This is a genomic window from Bradyrhizobium guangdongense, from assembly GCF_006483445.1.
Lineage (GTDB): Bacteria > Pseudomonadota > Alphaproteobacteria > Rhizobiales > Xanthobacteraceae > Bradyrhizobium > Bradyrhizobium guangdongense_A.
In genome coordinates, this window is the sequence record NZ_PPPT01000149.1 from 1 (window position 1) to 17,432 (window position 17,432).

Consider the following 17,432-nt stretch of genomic DNA (forward strand, 5'->3'; position numbering starts at 1 on the left):
TATGGCTGCGATAGACCGGCGCTGCGCGGAAGCCGCCGCCGTGGAAACCTCCGGCCCGGAAGCCGCCGCCATGGAAACCACCACCGCGGAAACCGCCGCCATGAAAGTGACCGCCATGGCCACCGCCACCGTGGCGAACCTGGATGATCCCGTCGTCGGTCGCAGCCTTCGCCGCAGGCACCGTGGCCGGATTGATCAAGGTCACCGCTTCGGCGCGCTGCGCTGTGCCCGCCGACAACATCAGCGTCGCCACCGCCGCAAGCCCGAGGCCACGCAGCAAGCGCGTCTTCACACTTACCTGGGGATCGATAATCCTCAGCATCAACCTCTCCCTGTTTGCAAACAGCGGAGCTCTTGCAGGCACGCCTGTTGTCTGCGCCAGCCCTCTCCAGTTGCGGTCGCTCCCAAGATTAAATTAGAGACAGCGAGGTGAACGCCTCATGAATGAACAGGAGTCGCGGCTGCTGCGCCGTGATGCGAGAGGAAACTTGAAATGACCGTCTACGCGATCGCACAACTGAAGATGACGGACCGTGCGACCTACGACCGCTATCAGGCAAAATTCTTCGACGTGTTCCGCAAGTTCAACGGGCGGCTGCTCGCCGCCGATGAAAGCCCGCTCGTGCTCGAAGGCGACTGGGCCTGCGACAAGCTGGTGATGATGTCGTTTCCCGACGAGGCGTCGTTCCACGCTTTCTCGGCCGCGCCTGACTACGTTGAGATATCGAAAGACCGCAAGGCGGGCGCGCAGGCAACCGTGCTGCTGGTGAAGGGATTTAGCCCCGCTGGCTAACGCCAGTAAGGCCCGAAGGTGAACACGAAGGGCGCCGGCACGCCATAGGGATAGGGCCGATAGTAATAGGGCCGCGCGTAGTAGCGCGGCTCGTAGGGCGCGGCCGAGCGATACACACTGGGCTTGCGATCATGTCGCCGCGCGCCGATGTCCGTCGCCTGAGGCTTCGTTGCCGACGGTGTCGCGGCAACCGACGGTGCAGCAGGCACCAGGCCCACAATGCCAATCGCCGCGACCAGCCCGATCCATTTCGTCATGCCACCCTCCGCAAGTCACCAGCATGCGGGCTCCATGACGTCATCCGCAAGCGAAAACAGGTCCGTCATTCGGACCTGTTTCGTGGATATCACCAGTGACGGTGATGCCAGCGGTGCCAGCGCCAGTGTCGGTGGTGCCAGCGATGCCCGCGCCAATGCACTTCCGTTGCCGGCTGAGCGGCGTCCTGCACCATTTGGGCGGCGCCCGGATTGATCAGCGATGCAGCCTGCGCCCGCTCGGCCGGTGCGGCCAGGGCAAACAATGCGCCGACCGCGGCGACGCCGAGCGCACTTGCCAGGACTCTCGTAGATGACATCACGTTCCTCCTCCGATCTCATTCGAACGTCGAGTGGCGACGTTGGGGAGAACGCTAGAGGGTACGACCTGAATCGTGTATGAATGTCCCTGCCGCAATGATGAATGCAAACGAGCCGCGGCACTGTCTACGACGTCAGCGCAGGCTTTCACCCGCGCCGCCACAGCCAGCCTGATCGAACGAACGCAGGAGATGGTCATGGTCCGATCTCGTGGTTTGCGAATATCCCGCTTCAGCATCGCGGCGTGCGCGCTCCTTGGCGCGAGCGCAGCACTCGCCGCGCAGGGGCCGGGCGTCGACACGGGAACGGCTGGTACCTTCACGCAGGCGGTGATGGCGATCCTGGTCTATGGCGCCTCGGCGCTGATCGTCGGCGCCGGCTTGATCGGCGCGCTGCGCAATCAATAAATCGCTCAGCCGCGGCGCCAGTAGCAGCTCATGCGTGGCACGATCACCGTGCCGCTCGGCCGATATTCCTGCACATAGGTGGCGTTGCACTCGCGCACGGCGCCGGGGCCGGGATTGTAGCGCGGGTAAACCCACGGCTGGCCTTCATCGTAATAGGGGTTGACGCGAAGCCTGGCCGGCGGCCGCTTGCGCGGCGGGGCGTCGGGCGGCACGGCTTGCGCGAGCTGGATCCGGTTCCCGGCCGGCTGGGCTTCGGCGGCAAAAAACGGCGAAAACAACCCCATGCACAGTACCGCCACTGCCGCTATCCGCATCGTCCCACTCACTGCAAACGTCCCCAAAAGCGCGGCGTACGCTCCCCGTTTTCGTGAGCCGCGTCAACCACGTTAGCCGTTATAAGGCTGGATGCATCGCCTTGGAACCCGCGCTAAAGAGAACCCATGTGGACTGACCTGAAAGCGCCCTCACTAGCCGACATGGAAGTGTTGGCGCACGACATTTTTGAGCGCCTCCCTGCACAATTTCGCAAATTGTGCGAGGGCGTGATCATCCGGGTCGACGACTTCCCGACCGATGAGGTGCTCGACGAGATGCAATGCGAGAGCGAGTTCGACCTGCTCGGCCTGTTCCAGGGCATCGGCCTGCCGCACCAGTCTTCCGGCGACATCCCCCGCCTGCCCAACATGGTCTGGCTCTACCGCCGCCCGATCCTCGATTACTGGGCCGAGCATGACGAGACCATCGGCCATATCGTCCGCCACGTCCTGATCCACGAGATCGGCCACCACTTCGGCCTCTCGGACGACGACATGGAGGCTATTGAGGCTCAGGCGGAGTAGGACGCGGGCTGGCAGCGAGAAGCATCGTCAGCCGATAGTCGGGCCAGCCCGCGAGCGACAGCGACACCTGCTGATAGTGCAGCAGTCCCATGGTCGGATGATCGAACGCACGTTCGCCGCCCTCGCGTGCCAGCACCCCTTGCGTCTCCCAGCAGCGCTCGAAGTCGGGGCTTCCGAGTCTCAGTTCCTCGACGAGCCGGCGAATATCCGGATCGTCGGAATAGGCCGTGACAGCGGCGCGGAACTCGGCGACGACGCGCTGCGCGCGCGATGTCCAGTCGAGAATCAGGGTTCGCGCCTCGGGCCTGAGGAAGATGTAGCGCAGCAGATTTTTTTCGCCGTCGGCATCGAGCCATCCTGCGAACAGCCGAGATGCTTTCGCATTCCAGCGGCGCGCGCCCCAGGTGCGATCGAGGATGTAGGCCGGACCATCGATCGCATCGACGCAGGCCAGCACCTCGTCGGGCGGATCATCCCTGTGGCCGGGACGCTCGGGATCGCGCTTGCCGGCAACTTCGAACAAATAGCTGCGCTCGGCGCGTGACAGACGCAATCCGCGCGCGAGGCGCGCAAGCGCCGAAGCGGAGACGGACACATCGCGCCCCTGCTCGATCCAGGTGTACCAGGTGACGCTCAAGCCGCAGAGCTGGGCGACCTCCTCACGCCGGAGGCCGGGCGTGCGCCGGCGCGATCCGGTGGCGAGGCCGAATTCTGCCGGAGACTGGCGCTCCCTCAGCGCCCGCAGGAACGCGCTGAGCGAGAGGGCCGGGGCGATCGGGTCAGGGGCTATCATGGTGGTTCTTATACCAGTATAAACTCTATTCTTAAACCGGTACCTAATGCATGCTAGCTTATGACCTCGACGTCGTCGCTGCGCAAAGGACGCTACGGACATGGGCAAGCAATTCGCGCGGATCGAACCCGAGCACCGGGCCTTCATCGAGCGGCAAAAAATCTTCTTCGTCGCGAGCGCCCCGCCGCAGGGACGCATCAACGTGTCGCCCAAGGGCCTGTCGTCGTTCCGGGTGCTCGGAGACAATGACGTCGCCTATCTCGATTGCACCGGCAGCGGCAGCGAGACCCGCGCGCACCTGAGTGCCTCCGACGACAAGCGGCTGACCATCATGTTTTGCGCCTTCGAGGGCAATCCGGTGATCCTGCGGCTCTATGGCCAGGGCCGATCGCTGATGCGCGGCACGCCCGAATACGCCGATCTCGTTCCCAAGTTCGACGACATGGAAGGCGCGCGCCAGATCGTGCGCCTCTCGGTCGAGCTCGTGCAGACGTCGTGCGGCATGGGCGTGCCCCTGTTCGACTACAAGCAGGAGCGCGGCAGCCTCGTGCGCTACTGGACGGCGCAGGGCGTCAACAATTTGCGAAAATACTGGGGCCTGAAGAACATGAAGAGCATCGACGGCCTGCCGACCGGCTTTGCCCCCGACAGCATGGCTCCGCAGGCGCTGACAGATCAGGTCTGACAGACCAAGATTGCCGAATCCGGCCTAGGATTCGTGCACCAACCGGGCTAAACAGCCCTCCCCTGACTTCGAACCGGGAAGACTACAATGGACAAGTTCACCACGCTGGAAGGCGTCGCGGCGCCGCTGAAGATCATCAATGTCGACACCGACATGATCATTCCGAAGCAGTACCTCAAGACCATCAAGCGCACCGGACTTGGCAAGGGCCTGTTCTCCGAGCAGCGCTACAAGGACGACGGCAGCGAAAACCCGGACTTCGTGCTCAACCAGCCGGCCTATCGCAATTCGAAGGTGCTGGTCGCCGGCGACAATTTTGGCTGCGGCTCGAGCCGCGAGCACGCGCCCTGGGCGCTGCTCGACTTCGGCATCCGCTGCGTGATCTCGACCTCGTTCGGCGACATCTTCTACAACAACTGCTTCAAGAACGGCATTTTGCCGATCCGTGTCAGCCAGGAAGACCTCGACAAGCTCTTTGACGACGCCGAGCGCGGCGCCAATGCGACGCTGACGATCGACCTGCCGAACCAGGAAATTCGCGGTCCCGATGGCGGCAAGGTCAAGTTCGAGATCGATCCGTTCCGCAAGCACTGCCTGATCAACGGCCTCGACGACATCGGCCTGACGATGGAGAAGAAGGCCTCGATCGACACCTATGAAGAGAAGCTCAAGCGCGAGCGCGCCTGGGCTTAAGTCTCATCTTCCGTTCGAGCCCCGGTGCTGACAGCGCCGGGGCTTTTTCTTTGCCCCCATTGTCCGTTATAGCTCCCGCCCATGTTGCCTGAGATCGTCACCTTCTGGCATGGCCCGCTCGATACCTTGCGCCAGACCTGTCTGCGCTCGCAGGTCGCGGCCGGCCACAAGGTCACCGTCTACAGTTTTGACACCATCCCCGGCCTGCCGGCCGGCGTCGACAATGCGGAGGCCGAAGCGATCTTGCCGCACGCCTTCTCCGAAAAGCTGCGGCCGCCGCAACCGGACGGAAGGTGGCGCGACTGGACCACGCTGCAGTTCAGCGACTTCTTCCGCATGAAGCTGATGACGAAGAAGGCGGGCCTCTGGATGGACGCCGACGTCGTGCTGCTCAAACCCGTCACGTTCGATCCCGCAAAACCCTACTTCGCCTGGGAGCGATCGCGCCGGCTCGGCAACTCCGTGCTGTACCTGCCGCATGACCACGCAATCGTCCGCGCCTTCGAAGGCCTGATGGCGCAGGACGAGCTGACGCCGGAATGGCTGTCGCTGAGCCATCGCCTGAGCTTTGCGATGAAGCGGCTCGGCGGCGGCTCGCACCGTGTCTCTGACCTGCGCATCGCCATCTACGGCCCGCCGGCGCTCACCATCCTCGCGAAACGCTCGGGCGATCTGAAAAATGCGTTGCCGAAGGCGTCGTTCTATTCGGTGCATTCGGAGCCAAGGCTGTTCTTCGATCCCGGCGATTTCAGCGCGCTGATCAACAATCCCGAGGTGATCGGCTTTCACATCTCCGGCAAGGGCCGCTCGCTGCAGCCGCCGATCCCCGGCAGCTTGTTTGCGTGGGCGGTGGAGCGGTTTGGCTAACCGGCTCTCGTGTCCCGGACGCGGCGCGGCACCGAAAGCGCGATCACGCGCGTCTTTGACGCGCTATGGTGACGCGCCGCAGAGCCGGGACCCACATTGCCGCATGGACCCCGGCTCAGCAGCGCAACGCAAACGCGCTGCGCTGCGTCCGGGGCACGAGGCTGAGCTTCCGTCGAATTTGATCCAGCGCAACGCGCTATTTTGCCGACGTGGTCTATTTGGCGCCAATTGCTGGCAGCCGAATGGAGCTTCGCCATGAGCACCGAAACCAGACCCTATCCCGTGGTTCAGGACATGATCGACGCGTTCGCCGGCTGGCTCAAGCATCGGCGCGAGCTGAAGGAAATGCGCGAGCTGGACCGCTACAATTTCGACCGCATCGCGAGCGATCTGCGGGTGTCACCGGGCGAGCTGGAGCAACTGGTTCGCAACGGACCGCACGCCGCCGACGAGTTGCCAAAAATGCTCGAAGCGCTCGGCATCGACGAGGAGCGCCTGAGCCGCACCCAGCCGCTGCTGCTGCGCGACCTCGAGCGGGTCTGCGCGCTCTGCCCCGACAAGGCCAGGTGTCACCGCGATCTCGCCGCAGGCGAGGCCGCCGAGCACTTTCACGAATACTGCCTCAACGCCGATACGCTCGAGACGCTGGAACACACGGCCGCCACGAGCCATTGAGCTGAGACATGCGCATCGCACCGGTTCATATTGGCGTCGTGCTCGTGCTTGCGGTCGCCGCACTGCTCATGATCCACCTGCGCAACGCGGGCGGGATTTTCTGATATGGCGTTGCGGCTCACAATCCATCCGCGTCCACTCTCGTGCCCCGGACGCAGCGCAGCACTCTTGTGATGCGCTGCAGAGCCGGGGCCCAGCAATTGCATCGGCGATCGCAATTGCGGCATGGCGGGCAGCAAGAGGACGTCAGTCAGTTCGGGTTCACCGGAGACGGCGACCACCGCTGCGCTTCCCATATTGTGGTCCAGCCGCCTACTCCATCTTGTTGCACCTCAACGCGCACCACGACAAATCCATTTGGACCGAACCGATAGGTGTGGCGTACACGCGAACTCGGAAGCACATCGGAGCCTCGTTCGCTTTCAAAAACACTGGCCTCCTTGACCCACCTGATCGAGCCTGGCCGCGTAGCCGTACCAAAGCCGTCGGGTGGCACCGCGAAGGGAAGTGCAAGCAGAACTGGCTTACGCAGATCCGTGAGGTCAAAAATCTGATACGAACTGATGACTCCAGGACAAAATACAAAGGCAAGGCGGCGACCTTCCAGCTTCATAAAACGAACTGGAAAATTTGCGATGTCCTCCTTGTAACGACAGCCCCCCTGCTCGGCCGCAAGACCTAACAAACCCGGCATGCGTACAGGATCCGAAATCTCGAAATCTGTCCTTCCACGGGAGATGGCAGACCATTGCCGATATGCATCCAGCGAGAGGCGCGCAATGTCAGCATCCGACTTATCCTGCGCGAACGTCGCTGGAGCGGATGCGAACGCCAGTAGTCCGGCAACAGCAAGCAACCGAGAAAGCAGCGATATGGCATGCATAGCTTCAGTCCATAAGGCGAACAGCTAACACCTCGGATAACCCAACTAACGGCAAGATGGGTCCCGGCTCTGCGGAGCGGCACTACGCGCCGCATCGCGTCCGGGACACGAGAGAGATCGTTTCCGCTTACGGCTTCCCCATCGCGGCGATCGCATCCGCGATTGCGATGGTGCGGCGGGCCATGTCGGCGTGCAGGCGCTCCACCATCGCACCGTCGAGCCTGATGGCGCCGCGCGAGGCGTTCTCCGGCAATTCGAACGCCGCGATGATTTTTCGCGCGCGCGCGACCTCGTCCTCCGGCGGCGTGAAGATGGCGTTGCAGGCGTCGATCTGCGAGGGATGGATCAGCGTCTTGCCGTCAAAGCCGAGATCGCGGCCCTGCGCGCATTCTTCCGCAAAGCCTCCGCTGTTGTTGATGTCGCTGTAGGGCCCGTCGAGGATTTCGAGGCCGTGCAGGCGCGTCGCCAGGATGCAATGCGTGATCATCGGGATCATCGCGGCGCGTCCCGGCAGCATCCTGATCCGCGTCTCGCGTGAGATGTCGTTCGGACCGAACACGAAACCGGCGAGCCGCGAATCTAAACGTATTTTGGGATCGCGCGAGGCAGCGGAGAGTTCTTCCGCGTGCAGCACGGCACGCGACGTTTCGATCATCGCCCAAACCTTGACGGTGGGTGCGGCGCCGAGCTCGGCGAGACGGCCGCCGATCAGGTCGAGATCTTCTGCGCTCGACACCTTTGGCACGAGGACGCCGTCAGGCGAGGCCTTTGCGGCCATCGCGAGATCGTCGCCCCACCAGGGCGTGTCGAGGCCGTTGGTCCGGATCAGGATCTCGCGTTTGCCAAAACCCCTGGCCGCGATCGCCGCCGCGATCTGATCCCGCGCCACTGCCTTGGCCTCGGGGGCGACGGAATCCTCGAGGTCCAGAATCAGGCCGTCGGCCGGCAGGTTCCGCGCCTTTTCCAGCGCGCGCGGGTTGGAGCCGGGCATGAACAAATGGCTGCGGCGCGGGCGGGTCATCGGGGTTCCCTCAAAACTCAGTCTCGGGGGTCGCGATACCATTTCGACTGCCCATTCGAAAGGCTTGTTCGGCCCGGCGGTATATGATTAGGCATGGGGCCATGATGACATTCCCAAAACACTTGCTGGACGGCTACCAGGCCTTCTCGACGCAACGGCTGCCGACCGAGCAGACGCGCTATCGCGAGCTGTCGGTGAAGGGCCAGTCGCCCGAAGTGATGGTGATCGGCTGCTGCGATAGTCGCGTCTCACCCGAGGTGATCTTCGACGTCGGCCCCGGCGAACTGTTCGTCGTCCGCAACATCGCCAATCTGGTGCCGGTGTATCAGCCCGACGGCAACGCGCACGGCGTCTCCGCGGCGCTGGAATATGCGGTGACGGTGCTGAAGGTGAAGCACATCGTGGTGCTCGGCCACGCCCAGTGCGGCGGCATCCGCGCCTTCGTCGACAAGATCGAGCCGCTCACGCCCGGCGATTTCATCGGCAAATGGATGCAGATGTTCATCAAGCCCGGCGAGGTGGTCGAGCAGCGCGACCATGAGAGCATGGCGCAGTTCGTCGAGCGCATCGAGAAGGCCGCGGTGTTCCGCAGCCTGGAAAACCTGATGACCTTCCCCTTCGTGCGCAAGGCCGTCGAGAGCGGCCAGATGCAGACCCACGGCGCTTACTTTGGCGTCGCGGAGGGATCGCTGTTCGTGCTGGACAAGGCGGCGAAGGAATTTCGCAACGCCAAGGACGCGGCGTAAATCTTTCCACGCTGAATGGATTCGTAGGGTGGGTTAGCCTTGCGATTGCGCGAAGCGCATTCGCTGGGCGTAACCCACCGCTTGAGTCTCCGCGGTAACAGAAGTGGTGGGTTACGCTTAGCGGATCGCGCTTCGCGCATCCGCACCGCTAACCCACCCTACGAGCTGGACAGGGCCGCGAAGAACGCGGCATAGGTGTTTCCACGCAGATTGAATTTGTAGGGTGGGCAAAGCGAAGCGTGCCCACCTCTTTCGCGGCAACAAAAAAGGTGGGCACGGCGCTATGCGCCGTTGCCCACCCTACGAGACCGAGCGTTACGGCTCTTACGCCGCCTTCTTCTTCGCAGTGATCAGCTTGCGGTTGATCAAAACTTCCGCGATCTGGATCGCGTTCAGCGCGGCGCCCTTGCGGAGGTTGTCGGACACGCACCACAGCGCGAGACCGTTCTCCACCGTCGCGTCCTCGCGGATGCGGCTGATATAGGTGGCGTCCTCGCCGGCCGCTTCGTAAGGAGTCGCGTAGCCGCCAGGCTCCTGCTTGTCGATGACGAGGCAACCCGGCGCCTTGCGCAGGATCTCGCGCGCCTCGTCCGCGGTGATCGGGTTCTCGAACTCGATGTTGACGGCCTCGGAGTGACCGACGAACACGGGCACGCGCACGCAGGTGGCGGTGAGCTTGATCTTGGGATCAAGGATCTTCTTGGTCTCCGCCATCATCTTCCACTCTTCCTTGGTGAAACCGTCCTCCATGAAGACGTCGATGTGGGGGATGACGTTGAAGGCGATGCGCTTCGGGAATTTCTTGTTGACCAGCTCCTGGTTGGTGTAGACGGCCTTGGTCTGCGTGAACAATTCGTCCATCGCGTCCTTGCCGGCGCCCGACACCGATTGATAGGTCGAGACCACGACGCGCTTGATGGTGGCCTTGTCGTGCAGCGGCTTCAGCGCGACGACGAGCTGCGCGGTCGAGCAGTTCGGGTTGGCGATGATGTTCTTCTTGGCAAAGCCCTTGGTCGCGTCGGCATTCACCTCGGGCACGATCAGCGGCACGTCGGGATCCATGCGCCAGGCCGAGGAGTTGTCGATCACGACCGCGCCGGCGGCGCCGATCTTCGGCGACCATTCCTTCGACACCGAGCCACCGGCCGACATCAGGCAGATGTCGACATCGGAGAAGTCGTAATGCTCGAGCGCTTTGACCTTCAGGGTGCGATCGCCATAGGACACCTCGACGCCGATGCTGCGGCGTGAGGCGAGCGCCACGACCTCGTCGGCGGGGAATTTGCGCTCATCCAGAATGTTGAGCATTTCCCGTCCGACATTGCCGGTCGCGCCGACGACTGCGACTTTGTAACCCATCGTTCACTCTCCGAAGAAAAATGCCTTGCCGTGCGCTGACGCTTACACGGGAAGCGCAGCGCTTCTATGCGAGAACCGGGCCCAAGACAACGTGTGACCGCGTCCCCCGGGCATTCGATGCAGCCGTACCAGGCCGATTCGGCCTTAACTCCCAGCGCGCCCAGACTCCATCTGGCGATGGCCAGTTTTGCCGACGAGGTCGTCGGCACGTTCGCGCGTCTGTTCGCCTATGTGGGTACGCTGGCGCTGTTTGCCATCCTGGGCCTGGCCGCGCTCGGCCAGTTGCCGGCCTTCCATGGCGACGAGGTCCCGGCGGTGCCCGGCTGGATCGTGGCCGACCGCTCGCACCCGGCTTTCGCCGTCAGCCAGATCGATTCGTCAGATAAGCCAGAGCCTTACACCATTCTGAGGCACCCCGAAGGGGGCCGCCGGGACGTCATCCGCTGGGCCGGCGGCACGGCCGAGCTCGAAATCTACCGGCCCGGCGCCGAGTTCGACCCGGCGCAGTCCAACATCCCCGACATGGCGGCACGCATGGGTCTCGGCGAGCTCGTCTCGCTGGAGGAAGCCGGTACCATCGACACCAAGTTCGGACCGATCGCACTGTTTCGCCCCACCGGCACGGCGAAGCCGGCATCGTCCTGCCTGGGCTTTCTCAAGCGGGTCGAGCAGCCGGCGCTGCTGATCTCCGGCTGGTCCTGCCAGGGCGATACCCTGCCCGCCCGCCGCGCCGCGATCGCCTGCACGCTGAACCGGCTGACGCTGCTGACCTCGGGCAACGAGCCAAAGCTCGCCGGGCTGTTCGCCCAGGCCGAGCTCAAGCGGCGCGCCTGCGGGCCGCTCGGCCCGGCCGACTGGGTCAACAGCGCGGCCAACGCGCAATTGCGCGGCTCGCTTTGAGGCACAGCAAGTCCAAGTGGCTGGATTTGATGCAACTTTTCGCCACGGGTCCGATTATTCCGGCCCGGTGTGACCCAATTGACCTAGTTGCGGCCATTGTTGGCGCGCTAGTATGGGGGCGAAATTGCTTTGGCGGCTTGCCGCCTGAAGGGGACGTGATGAGCTCGAAATTTACGGCTGCTGGCAAATTGGCCGCGAACAAAATGGCACTCTGGCTTGCGGCGGGCGCCGTTGCCGTGGTCGGCTTCGCGGCCTCTGCCGACGCCGCCACCAAGAAGCAGCGCTATGACGACCGCGGCCGCGTCTATTACGGCCCTGGTGGCCCCAACGTGGTCTATCAGCAGGGCCCGCGCACCCGCCTCTATGTGAGCAAGCGCTCCTGGCTGGATGGCGGCACCGAGGTCAATCCGGGCGACCGCAAGTTCACCGACTACGCCTACCCGCCCGCGCTGGGCTATCCGTCCTTCGCGCGCGAAAACCTCAACCGTCCGCTCGACCGCCAGCCGCTCTCGACGCCGGCCGATGTCGGCGGCTACCCGCAGAGCTTTCCGCTGTATTGGTGAGTGCGGCGACCGCAGAATTGAAAATGGCCGGGCGCTTGCCCGGCCGTTTTGTTTGGAGCTTCGTAGGGTGGGTTAGCTACGCGGCGCGAAGCGCTGGCCGCGTCGCGTAACCCACCGCTTCTGTCACCGCGGAAACAAAAGAGGTGGGTTACGCCAGTGGACCGCGCTTTGCGCGGCCACGTGCTAACCCACCCTACGAACTACACTCGCGCGAACGCCGGGTCGTAGCGCCTGCAGAATTCTTCGATCGCCTCGGAGCGGAAATCGCTCAGGCGTTCGAAGATGATCTCATCGGCCCAGTCCCACCAGGCGATGCGGCGCAGGCTTTCCGCGACAGCATCGGTGAAGCGCTTGCGGATGGGGCGCGCGGGAACGCCGCCGACGATCGTGTAGGGCTCGACATCGCGGCTGACGACCGCGCCTGCCGCGATGACAGCGCCGTCGCCGACCCTCACACCCGGCAGCAGGATCGCGGCGTGCCCGATCCAGACATCGTTGCCGACGATCACGCGGTCGCCGCGGCGATCCACAAAGAAGTCGCGGTCGCGCGTCGCGCTCGCCTCGTAATATTCAGGGCAATAGGTGAAGCGATGCTGGGACGCACGGCCCATCGGATGGTTCGGCGCGCCGATCCGCACCGCATTGGCGATGGCCGTGAATTTTCCGATTTGGGCGTCGGCGACGTCGCAATTCTCGCCGAGATAGGAGTAGTCGCCGAGCGCGGCATATTCGATGCGCGTGTTGGCCAGCACTTCGCAACGGCGCCCGACCTGCGCCTCGCGCAGGCGGACCGTGTCATGGATGAAGGTTTCCGCGAGCTTGGGGCGAAGTGGCGCGTCCATGATGCCGGCTCCGATGAAGGTGCGTAGGGTGGGTTAGCTGCGCGGCTGCGCGAAGCGCTGTCGCGCGGCGTAACCCACCGCTTCTGTCTCTGCGGAAACCAAAGTGGTGGGTTACGCCCAGCGAATTGCGCTTCGCGCAATCGCTGCGCTAACCCACCCTACAGCGGCGTTCTTACGCGTGCAGCTTCTGCAGTTCCTTCAGGATCGCTTCGCCCATCTGGGTGGTCGAGACGGCCTTGGTGCCTTCCGACTTGATGTCGGCGGTGCGCAGGCCGCTTGCGAGCACGGCGGCAATCGCCGCGTCGAGCTTGTCGGCCAGCAGCCCCATGTCGAAGGAGTAGCGCAGCGCCATGCCGAAGGACGACAGCATCGCGATCGGATTGGCGAGGCCCTGGCCTGCGATATCGGGCGCCGAGCCGTGCACGGGCTCATACAGCGCCTTGCGCTTCTTGCTCTTGACGTCGACCTCGCCGAGCGAGGCCGAGGGCAGCATGCCGAGCGAACCCGTGAGCATCGCCGCGATGTCGGACAGCATGTCGCCGAACAGATTGTCCGTCACGATGACGTCGAATTGCTTGGGCCATTTCACCAGCATCATGCCGCCGGAATCGGCGAGCTGGTGCTCGAGCGTGACGTCGGGGTATTCGCGCTTGTGGAGCGCCGTCATGACCTCGTTCCAGAGCACGCCCGACTTCATGACGTTGCGCTTCTCCATCGACGTCACCTTGTTCTTGCGCTTCCGGGCCAGCTCGAAGGCGACGCGGCCGATGCGCTCGATCTCATAGGTGTCGTAGACCTGGGTATCGATGGCGCGCTTCTGGCCGTTGCCGAGATCGGTGATGGTCTTGGGCTCGCCGAAATAGACGCCGCCGGTGAGCTCGCGCACGATCATGATGTCGAGGCCCTCGATCGCCTCGCGCTTCAGGCTCGAGGCCTCCGCCAGCGCCGGATAGCACACGGCGGGACGCAAGTTCGCGAACAGCGCGAGATCCTTGCGCAGGCGAAGCAGACCGGCCTCCGGGCGCACCTCATAGGGCACCGCATCCCACTTCGGGCCGCCGACCGCGCCGAAGATCACGGCGTCGGCGTCCTTGGCCTTGGCCATGTCGCCCTCGGAGATCGACACCTTGTGCGCGTCATAGGCGGAGCCGCCGACGAGACCGGTATCGGTCTCGAATTTCGCGATGCCGGCCGAGTTCAGCCAGTCGATCAGCCGCTTCACTTCCCCCATCACCTCGGGGCCGATGCCGTCACCGGGGAGCAGCAGCAGTTTGTGGGTCGCCATGGTCAATTCCTCTCGATCCTCTCTCGTCATTCCGGGGCGCGAGCAACGCAAGCGAGCCCGGAATCCATCGGGCGGCAGAACACGCGGCGAAATGGATTCCGGGCTCGCGACTTCGTCGCGCCCCGGAATGACGGTCGGCGGGAGTGCTAGTGCGGCATTGCAGGCTTGGCAAGACACCATTGCCGGTATGCGGCTGTGCAGGGACGGCGGGGCCTGTCACAATCCGACCCTGCCGGAGTACCCCCTTGCACGCCCCTGACCACCCCCCGCGCTACCCGCATCCTGCGCGGCTGATCCTGACGCTGTCGCTCGGCGCCACCGTCGGGCTCGGCATCGGCCGCTTTGCCTATGCGCTGGTGCTGCCGGACATGCGGGATTCCCTGCACTGGTCCTATTCGGCCGCCGGTTTCATGAACACCATCAACGCCGTCGGCTATCTCGCGGGCGCGCTGCTGGCGTCACGGCTGATCAAGCGGGTCGGCTGGGCGGCGGCGATCCGCGGCGGAACCCTGGCCTGCCTCGTGTCGCTGGCGCTATGCGCGCTGACCGGCAATTTTTGGGCTCTCAGCCTGGCCCGGCTGGTCGCCGGCCTTGGTGCGGCCGCGGCCTTCGTGGCGGGTGGCGCGCTCGCCGCGGGGATCGCGCAGTCGCGGCCCGAGCGGGCGAACTTCCTGCTCAGCCTGTTCTATGCCGGCCCGGGCATCGGCATCCTCGCTTCCGGGCTCATTGCACCCTTCACGCTGCAATGGTTCGGCCCGGGCTCCTGGTGGGTGGTGTGGTGGGCGCTGACGCTGCTGTCGGTCGTCATGACCATCCCGCTGTTCCTGACCCGGATCGAGACGACAGCGAATTTTGCGGCAGGCGGCGGTGCCTCGTTCGCGATATTGCCCGTGCTGATCTATCTCGCCGCCTACTTCCTGTTCGGCGCGGGCTACATCGCCTACATGACCTTCATGATCGCCTATGTGCGCGATGCCGGCGGCGGCGCGCCGGCACAGGCGGCGTTCTGGAGCCTGATCGGGCTGAGCGCCTTCGTCACGCCGTGGTTCTGGCGGCGCGTGCTGGCGCTCGACCGCGGCGGGCTTGCCACCGCTGTTATCCTCGGCACCAACGCGCTCGGCGCGGCGCTGCCGATCCTGGGAACGTCGACCGCATGGCTTGCGACCTCGGCCATCGTGTTCGGCGTCGCCTTCTTCGCGGTGGTCGGCTCGACGACAGCCTTCGTGCGCTTCAACTACCCGCCGGCGGCGTGGCCAACCGCGATCGCGGCGATGACGATTTCATTCGGCGTCGGACAGACGCTCGGGCCGATCGTGGTCGGCGCGATCACGGATGCGCTGGGGAGCCTGTCGTATGCATTGAACGTGTCGGCGGCGTTGCTGGCAATTGGGGCGGTGGCGGCGCTGTGTCAGCGGAAGGTCGGGCCGGCCTAGCTGTCATTCCGGGGCTCGCGAAGCGAGAACCCGGAATCCATCGGGCAGCGGTCTCGGAGGATGAATGGATTCCGGGCTCGCGCTATGCGCGCCCCGGAATGACGAAGCCATCAGCTCCCGCTAAACGAATTATACCCCTGGTCTTCCCAATAGCCGCCCTTGTAGTCGTTGGTGACTTCCATCGAGAGCACGTATTTGGGGTTCTTGAAACCGAGTTTTGTCGGCACCCGGATCTTCATCGGGAAACCATAGGCACGCGGCAGGGTTTCGCCGGCGAATTTGAACGTCATTTGCGTCTGCGGATGCAGCGCGGTGCGCATGTCCAGCGGCGAGTTGTAGCCGTCCTTGTCGGCGCACTGGAACCAGACATATTTCGCGCGCATGTCGGCGCCGACCAGTTTCAGGAAATCGCGCAGCGGCGTGCCGGTCCAGCTACCGATCGCGCTCCAGCCCTCGACGCAGATATGCCGCGTGATCTGCGTGACCTGCGGCAGTTGGTAGAGCTCGTCCAAAGTCCACGACTTCTTGTTGTCGACGAGGCCGCGCACCTCGAGCTTCCAGGCCTTGCCGTCGACCTCGGGCGCTTCGTCCAGACTGTAATAGGCGTTGAACGGGAACGGCTTTGTGATCGCGCTCTCCGCAAAGGTCGGCGCCAATGCATCCGGATTGAAGATGAAGGCCTGCACGGCGTCGTTGAATTTCGACACCGTCTTCAGCATCTCCTCGGCGGACGAGGAGTCGATCACGTCGCAGCCGGTGAGCATGGTCAGCGCGCCAAAGCTCGCGCCTGCCGTGATGAAGCGGCGACGGGTGAGGTCAGGCATCACCTTCAGCGAGTCCTTCACGAGGAGACGCTTGTCGACGCCGGGGATGAGGAACGGACGCTTGGCCATGTCAGTTCTCCCTTTCAGCGGCCGATGATCATCGCGCGCAGGCTCTTCGGAACGAGCAGCGCAAGCGCGACGTGAATGACGAGGAAGGCGCAGATCGCGGCCATGCAGAAGAAGTGCACGTAGCGCGCGGTCGGGTAGTCACCGAACAGCGTCACCAGCCAATGCAGTTGCACCGGCTTCCAGATCGACAGGCCCGACAGCACCACGAGCACGCCGACCACGATGATGCCGGCATAGAGCGTCCGCTGCACGTAATTGTAGACGGTGAGATCGTCATGGCTGAGCTTGAAGGTCAGCGCGGCCTTGATGTCTGATATCACGCCCGCCGGCGTGATCGGCAGCAGCTTCCTGGCGAAGCGGCCGGTGGCAAAGCCGGTGACGAGATAGGCGAGGCCGTTGATCATCAACAGCCACATCGCCGCAAAATGCCAGAGCAGCGCGCCGCCGAGCCAGCCGCCGAGCGTGATGTCGCGCGAGAAGCTGAAGTCGAACAGCGGCGAGGCGTTGTAGATCTGCCAGCCCGACATGATCATCAGGATCATGGCGACGGCGTTGATCCAGTGCATGGTCCGGACCCAGGCCGGCTGGATGATCTTGGCCGGCGCGGCGCTCGCGGTGGCCTCTGACGCTGTGAGGGTCGACATGACGGTTCCGTCCTCTGGGATCGCGTGACAGCAATTATACGCCGACAATGTTCGTTTCGTTACGCCGGCGGGCCTATCGAATCGATGCAAGGAGCGCATCGTAGTCACAAAAAAGCGAGCCGGGGGTACCCCCGGCTCGCGTTTCGCCGCACCCTGTCAGGGGGATGAAACAGGGTCGTCTGGTGTTCAGGACGCCGGCATCAGCACGGTGTCGACCACATGGATGACGCCGTTCGACTGGTTGACGTTGGAGATCGTGACCATCGAGGTGCCGCCCTTGGCATCGACGATCCAGGTCTTGCCGTCCATCTTCTTGACCGTGAGCTCCTCGCCCTCGGCGGTCTTCAGCTTCTTGCCTTCGGTGAGATCGGAGGCCTCGAGCTTGCCGGGCACGACATGGTAGGTGAGGATCTTGGTCAGGGTCGCCTTGTTCTCAGGCTTGACCAAGGTCTCGACGGTGCCGGCCGGCAGCTTGCCGAAGGCGGCGTTGGTCGGCGCGAACACCGTGAACGGGCCCTTGCCTTCCAGCGTCTGGA

The 17,432-nt window shown here is 64.0% G+C and carries 23 protein-coding genes and 1 pseudogene; 11 read left to right on the forward strand and 13 right to left on the reverse strand.

Going from position 1 to position 17,432, the window contains the following annotated elements; genetic code table 11:
- Positions 1 to 322 (reverse strand): annotated as a pseudogene (locus tag C2U70_RS21180) (hypothetical protein); the annotation flags it as partial.
- A 171-nt stretch (positions 323 to 493) separates the two neighbouring features.
- Here C2U70_RS21180 and C2U70_RS21185 point away from each other — a divergent pair.
- On the forward strand, positions 494 to 793 hold the full coding sequence (locus C2U70_RS21185) for a DUF1330 domain-containing protein (RefSeq protein WP_140980360.1): 300 nt from the start codon (positions 494 to 496) through the stop codon (positions 791 to 793).
- Here the strand turns inward: C2U70_RS21185 and C2U70_RS21190 are convergent.
- Together C2U70_RS21190 and C2U70_RS21195 are read right to left on the reverse strand one after the other, a co-directional pair.
- A complete protein-coding gene (locus tag C2U70_RS21190; protein ID WP_140980361.1) occupies positions 790 to 1,050 on the reverse strand; it encodes a hypothetical protein in 261 nt (86 codons plus the stop codon). The genes C2U70_RS21185 and C2U70_RS21190 overlap by 4 nt on opposite strands.
- Positions 1,051 to 1,139: 89 nt before the next feature.
- A complete protein-coding gene (locus tag C2U70_RS21195) occupies positions 1,140 to 1,367 on the reverse strand; it encodes a hypothetical protein (RefSeq protein ID WP_140980362.1) in 228 nt (75 codons plus the stop codon).
- A gap of 198 nt (positions 1,368 to 1,565) precedes the next feature.
- Here C2U70_RS21195 and C2U70_RS21200 point away from each other — a divergent pair, with 198 nt between their 5' ends.
- Complete coding sequence (locus C2U70_RS21200; RefSeq protein WP_246666817.1) at positions 1,566 to 1,775, forward strand: hypothetical protein; 210 nt, start codon at positions 1,566 to 1,568, stop codon at positions 1,773 to 1,775.
- A 5-nt stretch (positions 1,776 to 1,780) separates the two neighbouring features.
- On the opposite strand, the gene C2U70_RS21205 is transcribed toward C2U70_RS21200, so the two are convergent.
- Complete coding sequence (locus C2U70_RS21205) at positions 1,781 to 2,059, reverse strand: hypothetical protein (protein ID WP_186294394.1); 279 nt, start codon at positions 2,057 to 2,059, stop codon at positions 1,781 to 1,783.
- Positions 2,060 to 2,215: 156 nt separating this feature from the next.
- On the opposite strand from C2U70_RS21205, the gene C2U70_RS21210 reads away from it, so the two are divergent.
- Positions 2,216 to 2,614 (forward strand): metallopeptidase family protein, encoded by a 399-nt coding sequence (locus tag C2U70_RS21210; RefSeq protein WP_140980364.1) that lies wholly within the window; start codon positions 2,216 to 2,218, stop codon positions 2,612 to 2,614.
- Here C2U70_RS21210 and C2U70_RS21215 read toward each other — a convergent pair.
- Positions 2,592 to 3,407: a helix-turn-helix transcriptional regulator gene (locus tag C2U70_RS21215; RefSeq protein WP_186294393.1), complete on the reverse strand. Its 816-nt coding sequence runs from the start codon at positions 3,405 to 3,407 to the stop codon at positions 2,592 to 2,594. The genes C2U70_RS21210 and C2U70_RS21215 overlap by 23 nt on opposite strands.
- 100 nt (positions 3,408 to 3,507) lie before the next feature.
- Here C2U70_RS21215 and C2U70_RS21220 point away from each other — a divergent pair, with 100 nt between their 5' ends.
- From C2U70_RS21220 to C2U70_RS21235, 4 genes are all read left to right on the forward strand, one after another.
- On the forward strand, positions 3,508 to 4,092 hold the full coding sequence (locus tag C2U70_RS21220) for a pyridoxamine 5'-phosphate oxidase family protein (protein ID WP_140980366.1): 585 nt from the start codon (positions 3,508 to 3,510) through the stop codon (positions 4,090 to 4,092).
- 87 nt (positions 4,093 to 4,179) lie between these two features.
- On the forward strand, positions 4,180 to 4,785 hold the full coding sequence (gene leuD, locus C2U70_RS21225; protein ID WP_014490662.1) for a 3-isopropylmalate dehydratase small subunit: 606 nt from the start codon (positions 4,180 to 4,182) through the stop codon (positions 4,783 to 4,785).
- 81 nt (positions 4,786 to 4,866) lie between these two features.
- Positions 4,867 to 5,652 (forward strand): hypothetical protein, encoded by a 786-nt coding sequence (locus tag C2U70_RS21230; protein ID WP_140980367.1) that lies wholly within the window; start codon positions 4,867 to 4,869, stop codon positions 5,650 to 5,652.
- A 255-nt stretch (positions 5,653 to 5,907) separates the two neighbouring features.
- On the forward strand, positions 5,908 to 6,327 hold the full coding sequence (locus C2U70_RS21235; RefSeq protein ID WP_140980368.1) for a DUF6455 family protein: 420 nt from the start codon (positions 5,908 to 5,910) through the stop codon (positions 6,325 to 6,327).
- Positions 6,328 to 6,577: 250 nt separating this feature from the next.
- Here C2U70_RS21235 and C2U70_RS21240 read toward each other — a convergent pair whose 3' ends face one another.
- Positions 6,578 to 7,210, reverse strand: a complete 633-nt coding sequence (locus C2U70_RS21240) for a hypothetical protein (protein ID WP_140980369.1) — start codon at positions 7,208 to 7,210, stop codon at positions 6,578 to 6,580.
- Positions 7,211 to 7,337: 127 nt separating this feature from the next.
- Positions 7,338 to 8,231: an HpcH/HpaI aldolase/citrate lyase family protein gene (locus C2U70_RS21245; protein ID WP_140980370.1), complete on the reverse strand. Its 894-nt coding sequence runs from the start codon at positions 8,229 to 8,231 to the stop codon at positions 7,338 to 7,340.
- A gap of 101 nt (positions 8,232 to 8,332) precedes the next feature.
- Between C2U70_RS21245 and C2U70_RS21250 the strand changes: the two genes are divergently transcribed.
- The gene (locus C2U70_RS21250; protein WP_140980371.1) at positions 8,333 to 8,977 is read left to right on the forward strand and encodes a carbonic anhydrase; all 645 of its coding nucleotides are present in this window, start codon (positions 8,333 to 8,335) and stop codon (positions 8,975 to 8,977) included.
- Between the two features lie 324 nt (positions 8,978 to 9,301).
- Here C2U70_RS21250 and C2U70_RS21255 read toward each other — a convergent pair whose 3' ends face one another.
- Positions 9,302 to 10,336: an aspartate-semialdehyde dehydrogenase gene (locus tag C2U70_RS21255; protein ID WP_140980372.1), complete on the reverse strand. Its 1,035-nt coding sequence runs from the start codon at positions 10,334 to 10,336 to the stop codon at positions 9,302 to 9,304.
- A 117-nt stretch (positions 10,337 to 10,453) separates the two neighbouring features.
- Here C2U70_RS21255 and C2U70_RS21260 point away from each other — a divergent pair, with 117 nt between their 5' ends.
- Both C2U70_RS21260 and C2U70_RS21265 read left to right on the forward strand, forming a co-directional pair.
- Positions 10,454 to 11,236 (forward strand): hypothetical protein, encoded by a 783-nt coding sequence (locus tag C2U70_RS21260; protein ID WP_140980381.1) that lies wholly within the window; start codon positions 10,454 to 10,456, stop codon positions 11,234 to 11,236.
- Between the two features lie 158 nt (positions 11,237 to 11,394).
- Positions 11,395 to 11,799, forward strand: coding sequence for a hypothetical protein (locus tag C2U70_RS21265; protein WP_140980373.1), 405 nt, complete (start codon positions 11,395 to 11,397; stop codon positions 11,797 to 11,799).
- A gap of 200 nt (positions 11,800 to 11,999) precedes the next feature.
- On the opposite strand, the gene C2U70_RS21270 is transcribed toward C2U70_RS21265, so the two are convergent.
- The gene (locus C2U70_RS21270) at positions 12,000 to 12,641 is read right to left on the reverse strand and encodes a DapH/DapD/GlmU-related protein (RefSeq protein WP_140980374.1); all 642 of its coding nucleotides are present in this window, start codon (positions 12,639 to 12,641) and stop codon (positions 12,000 to 12,002) included.
- A gap of 172 nt (positions 12,642 to 12,813) precedes the next feature.
- Positions 12,814 to 13,926 (reverse strand): 3-isopropylmalate dehydrogenase, encoded by a 1,113-nt coding sequence (gene leuB, locus C2U70_RS21275; protein ID WP_140980375.1) that lies wholly within the window; start codon positions 13,924 to 13,926, stop codon positions 12,814 to 12,816.
- A gap of 245 nt (positions 13,927 to 14,171) precedes the next feature.
- On the opposite strand from leuB, the gene C2U70_RS21280 reads away from it, so the two are divergent.
- Positions 14,172 to 15,359: a YbfB/YjiJ family MFS transporter gene (locus tag C2U70_RS21280; RefSeq protein WP_140980376.1), complete on the forward strand. Its 1,188-nt coding sequence runs from the start codon at positions 14,172 to 14,174 to the stop codon at positions 15,357 to 15,359.
- A gap of 110 nt (positions 15,360 to 15,469) precedes the next feature.
- Here the strand turns inward: C2U70_RS21280 and C2U70_RS21285 are convergent, their stop codons facing one another.
- From C2U70_RS21285 to C2U70_RS21295, 3 genes are all read right to left on the reverse strand, one after another.
- A complete protein-coding gene (locus tag C2U70_RS21285; RefSeq protein ID WP_140980377.1) occupies positions 15,470 to 16,252 on the reverse strand; it encodes a molybdopterin-binding protein in 783 nt (260 codons plus the stop codon).
- Between the two features lie 14 nt (positions 16,253 to 16,266).
- Positions 16,267 to 16,896 carry a cytochrome b/b6 domain-containing protein gene (locus C2U70_RS21290; RefSeq protein WP_140980378.1) on the reverse strand — a complete coding sequence of 210 codons (630 nt, stop codon included), beginning with the start codon at positions 16,894 to 16,896 and terminating at the stop codon, positions 16,267 to 16,269.
- Positions 16,897 to 17,082: 186 nt separating this feature from the next.
- On the reverse strand, positions 17,083 to 17,432 hold a 350-nt coding region (locus C2U70_RS21295; RefSeq protein WP_140980379.1), incomplete at its 5' end, for a fasciclin domain-containing protein.